Below are 12775 nucleotides of genomic sequence, written 5' to 3'. Positions count from 1 at the left end.
CCGTTCATGTTTCCAGCTATTGCGCCATGTTCGACACCGTATGAACGACCGCCGTCACCATTGTTTCAACACTGTCAGCCCCGTCGACCCGTAAGATCGGGGCCGTCAGTTGTGATAGCCACGCCTCGTGCAACGCCCGGTTGCGCCCCGAGAAATTCGGGTCGTCATACTGCGAAGCCCATTCCCGAAAGGCCAAGTGGATCTGATGCATATCACCTTCGGGTGCGATTCGAGCTCCATAGCGCGCCTTTTCGCGGGCAGCCAGTCGTTCCAGGCGCAGGGGCGTTGGCGTGACGACGAACACAATCACGTCTGCATCAGCAATCAACGCGTCTCCCCAGACCATGCAAGAGCCGGTCAGCACCCAACCGTCGTCACCGAGTGCCTGTTGCATCAGTGACACGCGTTCGCTGGGTGGTCGCTTGGTTGTGAACGGAGGGTCGGTGGGCATCCAGTAGAAATCATCGACATCGACCTGGCGCAGACCGAGCCGAGTGGCGAGGTGTTGACCCAGTGTGGTCACGCCGGCGCATGAAGCCCCTGTAATGTAGATCCGCATGTGTCCTCCATTCATGCACGACAAGCTGTTCCAGCCCCATTTATGTCGACGAGGGCTTGTCAGATGACCATTGGCTACGGTGTGAAGAGTAGGGCCATGGGTATCCGTTCACTCTGCTGTTGGGTATCGCGCTCGTATCCCAGGCGCCTAGGTTTGCGCAGTCCAGACTGCTAGTTCATACCCATCCGGATCCATGAAGTGGAACCGGCTTCCACCGGGAAACGTAAATGTCTCGCGGGTAATGAGCGCATCCAGGGCTTTGAGCCGCTGCTGCGTCCCATGGAGATCATCGGCGTACAAGATGACCAAAGGCCCACCCGGCCGCACCGGCTCCCCCGTGGTGAATCCCCCAGTCAGACGGCCATCGCTGAACTCGGTATAGGTGGGGCCGTAATCGACGAAGGTCCAGCCGAACGCACCGCCGTAGAAGGCTTTGCTCCGGGCAATATCGCTGACATTGAATTCGATGTTGTCGATTTGTCGGTCTTTACCTTGAATGCCCATGCTTGCCTTCCTGGCTGATTTTCAGAGCAGCGAGTGTAGCGTGAACCCATGCCTGCATGAATACGGGAATCGTGCCTATGATGGACTCGACTACAGAATTGATCGGAGTAGACAGCGTGTTGAAGATTGGAATCCTGGGCGTCGGTGAGTTGACGGAAAAGGTCGTGATCGGCCTGCGTCGCAGCGGGTTTGAGGGGCGGGTGTTGCTGTCGCCGCGCAACCAGGAACGTGCGCAGCAACTCGCTAAACAGTGGAACTGCGAGGTGAGGGCCGACAATCAACAGGTCGTCGATGGCGCCGATCTGTTGGTGCTGGGTGTGCGCCCGGAGGTGGTTCAACAGCTTTCTGATGAAGTGCAGCTTAGACCTGAGCAAACGCTGGTGTCGTTGGTGGCTGGATTGAAGCTTGTGGAACTGCAGCGCCGTTTCCCGCGGGCGCGTGTGGTCCGTGCCATGCTGTCCTATGCCGCCCAGATCAACCAGACCACGGTGGTGGTCACGCCCGGCGGTGTACCCCATGCAACGCTGCTGGGCGCGCTGGGGTCATTGGTTGTTTTGGACGAGGAGGAGGCGTTCGAGTTGGCCACTGTCGCGGCCTGCATGAACGGCTGGTTCTATTTCTTCCTGAGCGATCTTCAGCAGTGGTTTACCGACAAAGGCCTGTCCAGAGAGCAGGCCGCCCAACTGGTGATGGGCAACCTGCAAGACTGCCTGGCCAGCGCCCGCCACCAGCCGTCGACCAGCCTGGAGGCGTTGGGTCGCGCCATTGCCACACCAGGCACCTTCACGGCGGCGGGGCTGGAGGTGCTCAGAGATAAAGGCGCGACGCAGGCATGGCGAGAGGCCGCTGATGAGGTGCTTGAGCGCCTGCACAAGCCTGCGCGTTTATAGCCGGTGATGTTCGAGCAAGAAGTCCACAAACACGCGGATCCGCGCCGGCATGCTCGCACCGCCGACAAACACCACGTGGATCGGCTCCCGGTCGCCGGGGTTCCAGGATTCGAGCAGGGGCACCAGGTGACCGCGTTGCAGGTCCTCTGCAACCGTGAACGTGCCGATGCGCGCGATACCGGCGCCTAGTCGCGCCAGTTGAGCAAGTGCTTCGCCACTGCTGCATTCGATATTGCCGTTTATCTTCAGCGAAAACGTCTTGCCGTTCTGCGCGAAGGGCCAATCGGGTTGGGCCCGGCGGAAGTTGAAACGCAGGCAGTTGTGCCGCAACAGATCGTTCGGCTCCAGAGGCGTGCCGTGTTGCTGAAGGTAGTCAGGCGACGCCACCACGACCTGGCCGGTGTCGCCGATGCGGCGCGCCGTCAGCGGGCTGTCTGGCAGGTCGCCAAAGCGTATCGCGACGTCGGCTTGGCCGCCGAGGATGTCGACTATTTCGTCGCCCAAGGTCAGGTCCACCAAAATGTTCGGATAGCGGGCGCTGAACGCTGCCACCAGGGGCACGATGGCCATGCGGCCGTGGCCCAGGGCCGCACTGACCCGCAACCTGCCTTTGGGGGCACCCTGGTCGGCGATGGCGTCCTCGACTTCGGCCATGTCGGCCAGGATGCGCCGAGCGCCGCGAAGGTAAACCTCGCCTTCGGCGGTGAAGGCGATGGCTCGGGTCGTGCGAATGAGTAGGCGGCTGCCCAGGCGCTGTTCCGTACGCGCGATGACCCGGCTGACGGCTGAAGGTGTCAGTCCCAGTGCCCGTGCCGCGGCCGAAAGGCTGCCTTCCTGCGCCACCATCGCGAATACAGCCATCTCACCCGACCTGCCGTTGAAATCCATTTTTGCCTCGCGCGCAAAGGTGATTGCCAATTAAACGGTCTAGTGCCGTTAAAGCGTAGATCGTAGCATTTGCGGCATAAATGAGGAGTCTTACATGCGTATCAATCCACCCCTTGTAGCCCTTGCTGTCGGTGCCTTTGGCATTGGCGTCACTGAGTTCGCGCCCATGGGCATGTTGCCCACTATTGCCAATGACCTTGGCGTTTCGATTCCCACTGCGGGGCTGTTGGTCAGCGCCTACGCCCTAGGGGTATTGCTCGGCGCGCCCCTGATGATCTTGACCACCGGCAAGATTCCCCGTCGTCACTTGCTGGTCGGCCTTATGGCCATTTTCACCCTGGGTAACGTGATGTCGGCGCTTGCAACCGGCTATTACGACCTGCTGATCGCCCGCGTCATCACTTCGCTCAACCATGGCGCGTTTTTTGGCGTCGGCTCCATCGTCGCCGCCAGTGTGGTCGCGCCGGACAAGCGCGCCGGAGCCGTCGCGGCGATGTTCATGGGCCTGACCCTGGCGACCATTGGTGGCGTGCCACTGGCGACCTGGTTTGGTGAACTGCTTGGCTGGCGTACGGCGTTCTGGGGCATTGGCGGACTGGGCCTGGTGACCATGGTCGCGCTGTGGTTCGCGCTGCCAAACCTGCCGCTGCCGAAAAGCGACGGTGTGCTGGCCGAAATCAAGGTGTTGGGGCGCGGTTCGGTACTGGCGGCACTGGCCCTGACCGTGGTGGGTTCCAGTGCTATGTTCACCGTGTTTACCTATATCGCGCCGATCCTGAGCAACGAGACCCATGCGTCTACCCCCTTTATCACGGCCATGCTGGTGTTGTTCGGTGTCGGGTTGACGCTGGGCAATATATGGGGCGGCAAGGCGGCAGACCGCTCGATCGACCGGACCCTGATCGTTTCGCTGAGCGCCCTGATCCTGGTCCTGCTGGCCTTCGCATTCCTGATGCGTTGGCCGATACCCGCAGCGGTGAGCATCCTTATCTGGGGGATCGCCAGCTTCGCAGTCGTGCCGCCTTTGCAGATGCGCGTGATGGAAGCGGCCAAAGACGCGCCGAATCTGGCTTCGGCCGTGAATATCGGCGCCTTTAACTTCGGTAACGCGATTGGCGCCGCAGTGGGAGGCGCGGTGATCAACGCAGGGCTGGGCTATCCGGCGATCTCCCTGGCCGGCGCCGCGATGGCGGGCTTGGGGCTGTTGATGGTCGTGACGTTCGCCTGGGGCGCCAGAGGCCGCATGGCTGCGGCGGTCTAGGAAATCGAGTATCGTTGGCCGCCTCAGCTGCCAGCCTGGTGCAGGCGCAGCGCATGATCGATGGTTCAGGGACGACTGGAATGGCACTCAGGGTGATGGTGATCGGCGGCTACGGTAATTTCGGCAGCATCGTGTGCCGACATTTGGCCGCAGCGCCGGGCATTGAGCTGGTGATCTCGGGCCGTGATCCACACAAGCTGCAGCGCAAACTCGACGAGTTGAATGCGCAGCCCGGCACTGTCTGCGAAGGCTGGTGTGGCGACGCGATGGGGGCCGGATTCGCGGGTGTTTTACTGTCGAAGCATATCCAGTTAGTGATTCATACCGGCGGGCCGTTCCAAGGGCAGTCCTATGCAGTTGCCCTGAGCTGCATCGAAGCCGGGGTGAACTACTGCGACCTGTCCGACTGCCGCACCTTCGTCAATGGCGTGGGCGTGCTGGACGTGCACGCCAAACAGGCGGGCGTGGCCATTCTCAGTGGTTGCAGCTCAGTGCCGACGCTGTCGTCTGCGCTCATCGATCAGTACCGGTCTCGCTTCTCGCGCATCGACTCGATCGAACATGGCATTTCCTCGTCGGCCAAGATGCCAGGCCTGTCGACAATCGAAGGTGTGCTGGCCTACGCGGGCAAACCGATCAAGCAACTCAGGAATGGCCAGGTACACGAAGTGCTGGGTTGGCAGGACCTGACGCTGCGCAAAATGCCGGTGTTGGGCACGCGAGTGCTGGCCAATGTGGATGTGCCGGACATGGACATCTTCGCCGGTCGGTATGGCGCCCATACCTTGCGCTTCAAAGCTGGCGCGGGGCTCAAATTGGGGGGTGTCGCCAACTGGGTGCTGGCTCAGGCACTGAAGCTGGGAGTGGTACGGGATCATGTGGCCTGGGCGGCGCGGCTGCACCGCCTGGGCACCTGGTTCGAGCGATTTGGCGACGGTAAAAGCGCGATGTACATCGATGTGCAGGGCGTGGGGACCGACGGCAGACCTTTGTCATTGACCGTGCAATTGACAGCCTTGAATGACAAAGGCCCGGAGATCCCCAGCTGCGCTGCCGTGGCCCTGGCCATCAAAATCGCTCAAGGTTACGTACCCATGCCTGGCGCGCGACCGTGCGTAGGTGAGATCACCGTGGATGAATACATGGCCGCGATCAACGATCCGGCGAACCTGAGTCTGGCCGTGCGGTTCTCTGACGAGCAGCGCGTTTAACGCGAAAGCACGGGCGCGCTGCTTTTGTCCTCGGGCCCCACGTCGTGCAAGGAAATCCGCGAAGTTTCCGGCAACGCCAACCCACCGGCCAACGCCAGCAACGCCACCGCGATCAAGTAGAACGCCGGTGACAGATTGCTGCCCGTGGTGCTGATCAACCAGGTCGCCATCAACGGCGCGGTGCCGCCGAAGATCGTATAGGCCAGGTTGTAGGTGATCGCCGAGGCGGTGTAGCGCGTACGGGTCGGAAACGTCTCCGACAGCAAGGCTGCCGTGACCACACCACACAATACCGCCCCCACCGCCAGCAACATCACGCCGACAATGGATGCCGCGAACGAACCGGAACTGGCCATCAGGAACGACGGATACACCACGACCATCAACAACACACAGGCCGTCATCACGGTGGCGCGCCGCCCGACTCGATCGGAGTACAACCCCGCCAAAGGGCAAATTGCCGCGGCGAAAATCAATGCAATCAGCGATACCAGCAACGCCATCGCCCGACTCAAGCCTCCTGCCACCTGCAGATACGTCGCGAAATACGTGGTGAACATATAGAACGACAGCGCCGTCAGTGACACAAAAGCGCCCAGGCAGCAGATCGCCGCACCATGGTTGCGCAGGGTTTCCTTGAGCGGGGAGTGGGCGACGGTGTGTTCTTCCTTAACGGCCTGGAAGGCGGGCGTCTCGTCCAGCTTCCAGCGCAGGTAAAGCCCCACCAGGCCGAGCGGCGCGGCGATCAGGAACGGCAAGCGCCAGCCCCAACTGCCCATGGCCTCGGCGGACAACGACGCTTCCAGTGCATACGCCACCACCGCGGCGGCGGCGAAAGCGGAAAACGTCGACACCGGCACGAAGCTGCCATACCAGGCGCGCTTATCGCTGGGCGCGTGTTCCATCAGATAGGCACAGGCCCCGGCGTATTCGCCCCCGGCGGAGAACCCTTGGGCGCAGCGAATCAGCGACAAGAGGATCGGCGCCGCTACGCCGATGGCGGCATAGGTCGGCAGCAGGCCTATCAAGGTAGTGGCGCCGGCCATCAGCAGGATCGTCATGGCCAGGGTACGCTTGCGGCCGATGCGGTCGCCGAGCATGCCGAAGAAAATCCCGCCCAGTGGCCGGAAGGCAAACGCCACGGCGAACACGGCGAAGGTTTTGAGCAATGCCGCGCTGGCGTCGCCGCTGGGGAAGAACTGCTGGGCGATGGTCGTGGCGAGGAAGCCGTAGACGGCGAAGTCAAACCACTCGACAAAGTTACCGATGCCGGCGGCGATGATGACCTTTCGCAGAGTCTGGGGGCTGACCTGTTCGGTGGAGGGGCTCGTCATGGGGGAAGGCCTCGGGATAGCGATGGGGATGACTGATTATCGGGTCAGGCTGTTGGGCGGCGGGGCCCAAAAGAGTCGTCCGCGTAGTCAGCAGCGACTTGCGGGTATTGGGGGGAGGCAGGAATTGGGCCAGGTGAGGCAAGGAGCCTGTGCGCAACTGTGATTAAGACTTTAACAATGGTTTACATCGCTGAACCTTTGATGCCGGTATGGTTTGTGGCTACTGGCAAACATCATGGTCGCCTCGACCTACAATCCCGCCTTGCGCATGCGGGTCGAGGATTGCCTGACGGCCGGGTTCAGCAGCACCTGTGTCGCCAGTAGCGGGACATTGATTATGTTTCCATCCTGGTTGATGCACTCGGTACGACGCTTTAAGGGAACGCGGCCACGGATCTCGATCGCGTTCAACTTCGGTACATGACGCCCCTTAGGTTTCACTGATGGAAGCGTCTGCCCAACGCATCCAACCGCACCGCAATCGGCGGCAGCTGCTCACTGCTGCGAGCCAGGGTTTCCACATCGTTGGCGGTGCTTTGCGCAATGCTCTGCACCGACTGCAACCGCCCGACAATCTCCAAGTTCGCCTCGGTCTGCTCGCGGGTGGTGGTCACGATTCGCCCGTTCAGGTCGTCGATCTGTGCGATGTCGCTGCCCACCGCGCGGAGCATATCGACGGCGACCTGGCTGTCTTCCACGCAGCGGTCCACGCCTTGGCGGCTGTCGTGCATGGCTTCCACGGCCTGGCGGCTGCCGTGTTGCAGGCTCTCGATGATGGTCTTGATTTCCTGGGTGGACACTGCCGTGCGCTGCGCCAGGTTGCGTACTTCGTCCGCGACCACGGCAAAGCCACGGCCTTGCTCGCCGGCGCGGGCGGCTTCGATGGCTGCGTTGAGGGCGAGCAGGTTGGTCTGGTTGGCGATGCTGCTGATCACATCGAGCACCGTGCCAATCTGCTCGGCCTGTAAGGCCAGGCCTTGCACCGTTTCATGGGTGCCGTTGAGGCGTGAGGCCAGCTGGGTGATTTCCTGCTGGGCGCGGCCGACACTTTCCTGGCCACGCAAAATCTGTTGGCTGGCCTTGCCGGCGTGATCCACCGCCTGCTCGACATGCACGGCGATGTGGCCCATGGCGTCTTCCATACGCTGCATCGAACCGGTCATCTGGGTGATTTCCGCCAATTGATGCCGCGCGCCTTTTTCCAGGGTGCCGCTGGCGCTGGCCAGTTCCTGGCCGAGTTGACCAAGGCCGTGGGAGTCGCGGGCAACGCCGTCTATCAGGTGGGTGATCTGTTGCAAGAAGTGATCGAAACGCTTGGCAAGGGACATGTGCACCTTGCCTTCGCCCTGGGCGGTTTGCGCCGAGATCTGTGTGGTGACGGAGAGCATCTTCTCGAGCATTTCCTGGCTCTCGACCGCTTCGGCCTGGCTGTGCACGGCCAGGTACAGCAGGGCAACGGTCTCCATCACCACGTAGAAGGCATGCACGAACACCATGGTCCAGCCGCCGTGATGCTCCATCACAAACACCGGAAAGCCTTGATGTTGCAGGGCATGGAATACCACATGGTGCACGGCGATGGTGGCGGCGGCGACCAGGATCGGCAGCCAGTCGCGATAAAACGTCAGCACCGCCAGCAACGCGAAGATCCCGAAGTGCGATTCGATCACGCCCTGCGCCTGGTTAATGTGCAGCGCCGCCATGACCATCAAACCTGCGCCGAGGGCGCAACGCATCACGCGGCTGCCGCCTATCGCACGGTAGAGCAGTGTGAGCACCACGCTGGTACTGCCGCCAACAATGATGGCTTGCATCAAGGTGTCGTGCCAGAACGCCAGGCCCAGGGAGAACAGGAACATCAGCCAGACCAGCGCCAGCATGATGCGGTCGGCTTTGCGGTAGTGCTCGAAAAAACGCGTGCGAGTGGGCATTCACACTTACTCCATGTGGTCTGGCCGAATCAAAGTGAGGGGCAGGGTGGAGCGAATCAGATATTTTTTTGGTTTTTATTGGATTCAGTGATGCCAACCGTATATCGGCATCAGGAGGCGGGACTTTAGGCGCGGCTACCCGGACGGGTAGCCGCTTATCGGGCGATGGTCAGAAGCTGTATTTGGCCGTGACGCCAAAGCTGCGCGGGTTACCGTAGGTGTCGTTAGGACCCCAGATCGGGCTGTTGCCGATGGCCGAGTAGTAGGTGCGGTCGAAGATGTTGTTCACGTTCAGCTGCAGGTCCAGGTGCTTGTTCACCTGGTAACCGGCCATCACGTCTGCCACGGCATAGCTGCCTTGTTCCAGGCGATAGGTATTGCTGTTGGCGAGTACCACATCGTTGTACATGCGGCTCTGCCAGTAGACATTGCCTCCGACGCGCAGCTTTTCCAGTGGGCCCTGGAAGCGATAGGAAGTGGTCAGCTTGAACAAACGTTCCGGGGTGTCGGTGTCGAAACGCTGGTTGTTGTTGGACGCGTTAGTGTCCTTGATGTAATGCGCACGGGTGTACGTAAACCCGCCGCCGACTTGCCAGTTTTCGGTGAGTGCGCCTTGCAGTTCTAGGTCGATACCTTGGCTGCGTACCATACCGGACGCCTCATAGCAGGTCATGATCGGGCAGCCCGCTTGGCTCTCGGGCAGGGTAGCGCGGTTTTTCTGGTCGATCTGGAACACGGCGAGGCTGGCGTTGAGTGCGCCGTTGAAGTACTCGCCCTTGATACCGACTTCGTAGTTTTCGCCGACGATAGGTTCAAGCGGCTTGTCCGAAAAGTCCCGGTCTGTCTGTGGTGTGAAGATGTCTGTGTAACTCGCGTAAACGGAGTATTGGTCGTTCAGGTCGTAGATCACGCCGGCGTAGCGCGTGAGGTTGCGGGTGACTTTGTAGTCGCCGTCGCCCTGGCGGTCATCGTAGTCGTACCAGTCCACGCGGGCACCCAGGATCACCTTGAGCGGGTCGGCCAGGTTCAGGCGGGTGGTCAGATAAACGCCGTCCTGGGTGGTGATGTTGTGGCCTTTGCCGTTGCGCACGAAGTCCGGTTTTGCCCCATTGAACGGGTAATTGGTGTCGTAGGGGCTGTATTCCTTGGACGTGGCGTCATAGACGCGTTTGCTGGTGCCCACCACCACTTCATGGGTGCGGCCGAAGGCTTCGACCGGGCCACTGAGGAACGTGTCCAGGCCGTACTGTTTGTCGTCCTGGTGCGATTGGTAGGCGGTGCGCGCCAGCGTGGTCTGGTAGCGCGACTGGTAGGTGCCGGTGAACACGCCATCCAACTGTGATGACGAGCCGGCGATGTGGAGCTTCCAGTCATTGGCGAAGCGATGTTCGATATCACCGAATACAGTGTCGATGGTGAGCTTCTTGTTTTCCCAATCGGAGCCGGGGTTGGTGGAGCGGGGCAGGTTCAGGTGATGGCCGTCGGTGCCGATGGGCAAGCCGCCCCAGAAGAAGTTGGTCTGGTCTTCCTGGCGCGAAAAACCCAGGGTGGCAGTGGTGTTTTCGCTGAGGTCAGCTTCACCGATGGCGTAGAACAGGCCGTGGTCGCTTTCTTCTCCTTTGCGAAAGCTGTTGGCGTCGCGGTAGGAACCCACCACGCGGCCGCGCAGGGTGCCGCTGTCATTCAAGGCGCTGGAGGCGTCGAACTCGCCGCGATAATCGTTCCAGCTGCCGGCGGCACCGGTGATCGACACCTGCGGCGTGGCGGTTGGACGCTTGCGCACAAAGTTGATCGCCGCCGACGGGTTGCCGGCGCCGGTGACCAGGCCCGTGGCGCCGCGGATCACTTCCACACGGTCGAACATCGCCAGGTTGGGCTGCACACTGTTGGCGTAGCCGGAATAAGAGCTGGGAATGCCGTCGAACATCATGTTGTCGATGTCGAAGCCACGTGAGCTGTACGTATGCCGACCGGGGCCGCTGGACTGGCTGAGGAACAGGCCGGGCGTGTTCTTGACCACGTCGTTGACGCTGGTCATGGCCTGGTCGTCCATGCGCTGGCGGGTGATCACCGTGACGGCTTGGGGCGTCTCGCGCATGGTCAGCGGGAGTTTGGTGGCGGTCGCCATTGCTCCGGTGGTGTAGGACTGGGTGCCTTCGGTGGTCTGGCCCAACTGTTCACTACTGATCTGGGTGGCGCCCAATTCCAGTGGGGCGGCTTTTTCCGCCTCAGCGGCAAACACCGCAGGTGAACTTGCAAGACAGACGGCCAACGCCATCAGACTGGGTGAAAAACCTTTGCCGCCGTGTTGTTGCACAGACATGAAACTGACTCTCCCCGAATGCCTTCCGTGGCGAATAATAAAAGTGTTGATAATTATTCGCATCAGTGTGACATGTTGATCTTTTGGGAAAAAGGCTTCAGAGAGAATTGGTTAACGAATTTTTCACCTCCGTGTGACGGCAAATCGCCATGCCGTCGCCCTGGAAATGCGGCGTGCGCAGCGCTTATTTACGCAAGGGGATCGCCACTCGACTCGTCGCCTTGACCTCCCTCAGCGCCAGGCTCGATTGAATCGACGCAATCCCCAACTGCCGCCGTAGCACGCTCTCGACAAACTCGCTGTAGCTGTCCAGATCTTCCGCCAGCACCTGCAACAGATAATCCGCATCACCGGTGATCTTGTGGCAGGACAACACTTGCGGCAGTTCCTTCACCACGGCTTCAAACGCATCCGGCGCATGATCGGTATGGATCGCAAAACGCACATGCACGAACGCCATGATGTCCAGCCCGAGCATCTTGCGGTCGAGGTTGGCCTGGTAGTCCTTGATCACGCCTTCTTCTTCCAGGCGTTTGCGTCGGCGCCAGCAGGGCGTGAGGCTCAGGGATAGACGCTCACTCAACTGGGCGTTGGAAATACTCGCGTCTTGCTGGAGCAGGGCAAGGATGGCGAGATCGGTATCATCAAGCGTGACCTGCTTGGTTTTATTTTTCATAAGTTCGCACCAGGTAGGAAAAAATTCCCGATAAACCTATCAGTGGCGCAAGTAAAAGCAAAGAAAGCCCACGCCAGCCAGAACAAAATAGACCCTGTCTTTTACTGGCGGATGCCCACCCATGTTGACTGTTTTTAGCGAAACCCACCGTTTGCACCACGGCACCGAACTCAAAGACGGCGTGCTGAAACCTTCATTCGAACAACCGAGCCGCGCCGACACCGTGCGTGACCGCGTCAGGCAGGTTGGCCTGGGCGATATCATCACACCGCGCCGCTTTGATCGGGCCTGTTATGTCAACGCCCACAGCGAGCGCTATGTGACCTTCCTGGAAACCGCTTGGGCCGAATGGAGCGCCATCGGTCGCAGCCATGACGCATTGCCCCTGGTATGGCCGGTCCGTGACCTGGCCAACCAGCAGGTGCCGGAGTTTATCGACGGCAAGCTCGGTTTCTTTGCCATGGACGCAGGCTCGCCGATTACCCGCACCACCTGGGATGCGGTCAAAACCAGCGCGGATATCGCCTTGACCGGCCTGGCGCTGATCGGCGAAGGCCATCAGAGTGCGTTCGCCCTGTGCCGCCCACCGGGCCACCACGCGGCCCGCGAATACATGGGCGGTTATTGCTACCTCAACAACGCAGCGATTGCCGCACAGCACGCCGTGACCCAAGGCGCCAAGCGCGTGGCGGTGCTGGATGTGGATTTCCACCACGGCAACGGCACGCAGAATATTTTCTACGATCGCCCGGACGTACTGTTCATTTCCCTGCATGGCGACCCGGCGGTGTCTTATCCGTATTTCTCCGGCGCTGCCAACGAACGCGGCGCGGGCGCGGGAGAGGGTTTCAACCTGAATTACCCGCTGCCCAAAAACACCACCTGGGATCACTACCAGACCGCCCTGATCGATGCCTGTCGGCAACTGCGCGACTTTGCCCCCGACGTGCTGGTGATCTCCCTGGGGGTCGACACCTTCAAGGACGACCCCATCAGCCACTTCCTCCTCGACAGCCAGGACTTCCTCGGTATGGGTGAAATCATCGCCAGCGTCGGAGTGCCAACCCTGTTCGTGATGGAAGGCGGCTACATGGTCGATGAAATCGGCATCAACGCCGTCAACGTACTGCACGGTTTCGAAAGCAACACCCGATAACAACAATCCGTCGTCTTTTCTTCTGCCAAAACTCAAAAACAT

At 60.7% G+C, this 12775-nt stretch carries 11 protein-coding genes and 1 pseudogene; 5 read left to right on the top strand and 7 right to left on the bottom strand.

What is annotated here, in order from left to right; genetic code table 11:
• Window positions 1-16 precede the first annotated feature (16 nt).
• Entirely contained in the window at window positions 17-559 is a 543-nt protein-coding gene (locus tag BMZ57_RS18640) for an ATP-binding protein (protein ID WP_069673006.1), read from the bottom strand.
• A 147-nt stretch (window positions 560-706) separates the two neighbouring features.
• Entirely contained in the window at window positions 707-1063 is a 357-nt protein-coding gene (locus tag BMZ57_RS18635; protein WP_069673007.1) for a VOC family protein, read from the bottom strand.
• A 116-nt stretch (window positions 1064-1179) separates the two neighbouring features.
• Between BMZ57_RS18635 and BMZ57_RS18630 the strand changes: the two genes are divergently transcribed.
• Entirely contained in the window at window positions 1180-1953 is a 774-nt protein-coding gene (locus tag BMZ57_RS18630; RefSeq protein WP_069673105.1) for a pyrroline-5-carboxylate reductase family protein, read from the top strand.
• Here BMZ57_RS18630 and BMZ57_RS18625 read toward each other — a convergent pair.
• On the bottom strand, window positions 1948-2841 hold the full coding sequence (locus tag BMZ57_RS18625) for a LysR family transcriptional regulator (protein WP_069673008.1): 894 nt from the start codon (window positions 2839-2841) through the stop codon (window positions 1948-1950). The genes BMZ57_RS18630 and BMZ57_RS18625 overlap by 6 nt on opposite strands.
• Before the next feature lie 94 nt (window positions 2842-2935).
• On the opposite strand from BMZ57_RS18625, the gene BMZ57_RS18620 reads away from it, so the two are divergent.
• On the top strand, window positions 2936-4102 hold the full coding sequence (locus BMZ57_RS18620; RefSeq protein ID WP_010210185.1) for an MFS transporter: 1167 nt from the start codon (window positions 2936-2938) through the stop codon (window positions 4100-4102).
• Between the two features lie 80 nt (window positions 4103-4182).
• On the top strand, window positions 4183-5313 hold the full coding sequence (locus BMZ57_RS18615) for a saccharopine dehydrogenase family protein (protein ID WP_069673106.1): 1131 nt from the start codon (window positions 4183-4185) through the stop codon (window positions 5311-5313).
• On the opposite strand, the gene BMZ57_RS18610 is transcribed toward BMZ57_RS18615, so the two are convergent.
• Window positions 5310-6647 carry an MFS transporter gene (locus tag BMZ57_RS18610; protein WP_021493030.1) on the bottom strand — a complete coding sequence of 446 codons (1338 nt, stop codon included), beginning with the start codon at window positions 6645-6647 and terminating at the stop codon, window positions 5310-5312. The two genes, BMZ57_RS18615 and BMZ57_RS18610, sit on opposite strands and share 4 nt — an antisense overlap.
• A 235-nt stretch (window positions 6648-6882) precedes the next feature.
• On the opposite strand from BMZ57_RS18610, the pseudogene BMZ57_RS18605 reads away from it, so the two are divergent.
• Window positions 6883-7071: pseudogene (locus BMZ57_RS18605) on the top strand (putative 2OG-Fe(II) oxygenase); the annotation flags it as partial.
• Window positions 7072-7084: 13 nt separating this feature from the next.
• On the opposite strand, the gene BMZ57_RS30015 reads toward BMZ57_RS18605, so the two are convergent.
• The 3 genes from BMZ57_RS30015 to BMZ57_RS18590 form a co-directional block, all read right to left on the bottom strand.
• Window positions 7085-8578, bottom strand: coding sequence for a methyl-accepting chemotaxis protein (locus tag BMZ57_RS30015; RefSeq protein ID WP_045792057.1), 1494 nt, complete (start codon window positions 8576-8578; stop codon window positions 7085-7087).
• 169 nt (window positions 8579-8747) lie between these two features.
• Window positions 8748-10901, bottom strand: a complete 2154-nt coding sequence (locus BMZ57_RS18595; protein ID WP_069673009.1) for a TonB-dependent siderophore receptor — start codon at window positions 10899-10901, stop codon at window positions 8748-8750.
• Between the two features lie 184 nt (window positions 10902-11085).
• Window positions 11086-11577: an Lrp/AsnC family transcriptional regulator gene (locus tag BMZ57_RS18590; RefSeq protein WP_069673010.1), complete on the bottom strand. Its 492-nt coding sequence runs from the start codon at window positions 11575-11577 to the stop codon at window positions 11086-11088.
• A gap of 121 nt (window positions 11578-11698) precedes the next feature.
• Between BMZ57_RS18590 and BMZ57_RS18585 the strand changes: the two genes are divergently transcribed.
• A complete protein-coding gene (locus BMZ57_RS18585) occupies window positions 11699-12733 on the top strand; it encodes a histone deacetylase family protein (RefSeq protein ID WP_047541775.1) in 1035 nt (344 codons plus the stop codon).
• The last annotated feature ends 42 nt before the right edge of the window (window positions 12734-12775 follow it).

Source organism: Pseudomonas simiae, assembly GCF_900111895.1.
Classification (GTDB): domain Bacteria; phylum Pseudomonadota; class Gammaproteobacteria; order Pseudomonadales; family Pseudomonadaceae; genus Aquipseudomonas; species Aquipseudomonas simiae.
This window is presented reverse-complemented; position numbering and strand designations above follow the sequence as displayed.

Excerpts from the sequence above, each read along its gene's own strand:
- BMZ57_RS18640 (WP_069673006.1), bottom strand. The coding sequence starts at position 559 with ATGCGGATCTACATTACAGGGGCTTCATGCGCCGGCGTGACCACACTG.
- BMZ57_RS18635 (WP_069673007.1), bottom strand. The coding sequence starts at position 1,063 with ATGGGCATTCAAGGTAAAGACCGACAAATCGACAACATCGAATTCAAT.
- BMZ57_RS18625 (WP_069673008.1), bottom strand. The coding sequence starts at position 2,841 with ATGGATTTCAACGGCAGGTCGGGTGAGATGGCTGTATTCGCGATGGTG.
- BMZ57_RS18620 (WP_010210185.1), top strand. The coding sequence starts at position 2,936 with ATGCGTATCAATCCACCCCTTGTAGCCCTTGCTGTCGGTGCCTTTGGC.
- BMZ57_RS18615 (WP_069673106.1), top strand. The coding sequence starts at position 4,183 with ATGGCACTCAGGGTGATGGTGATCGGCGGCTACGGTAATTTCGGCAGC.
- BMZ57_RS18610 (WP_021493030.1), bottom strand. The coding sequence starts at position 6,647 with ATGACGAGCCCCTCCACCGAACAGGTCAGCCCCCAGACTCTGCGAAAG.
- BMZ57_RS30015 (WP_045792057.1), bottom strand. The coding sequence starts at position 8,578 with ATGCCCACTCGCACGCGTTTTTTCGAGCACTACCGCAAAGCCGACCGC.
- BMZ57_RS18595 (WP_069673009.1), bottom strand. The coding sequence starts at position 10,901 with ATGTCTGTGCAACAACACGGCGGCAAAGGTTTTTCACCCAGTCTGATG.
- BMZ57_RS18590 (WP_069673010.1), bottom strand. The coding sequence starts at position 11,577 with ATGAAAAATAAAACCAAGCAGGTCACGCTTGATGATACCGATCTCGCC.
- BMZ57_RS18585 (WP_047541775.1), top strand. The coding sequence starts at position 11,699 with ATGTTGACTGTTTTTAGCGAAACCCACCGTTTGCACCACGGCACCGAA.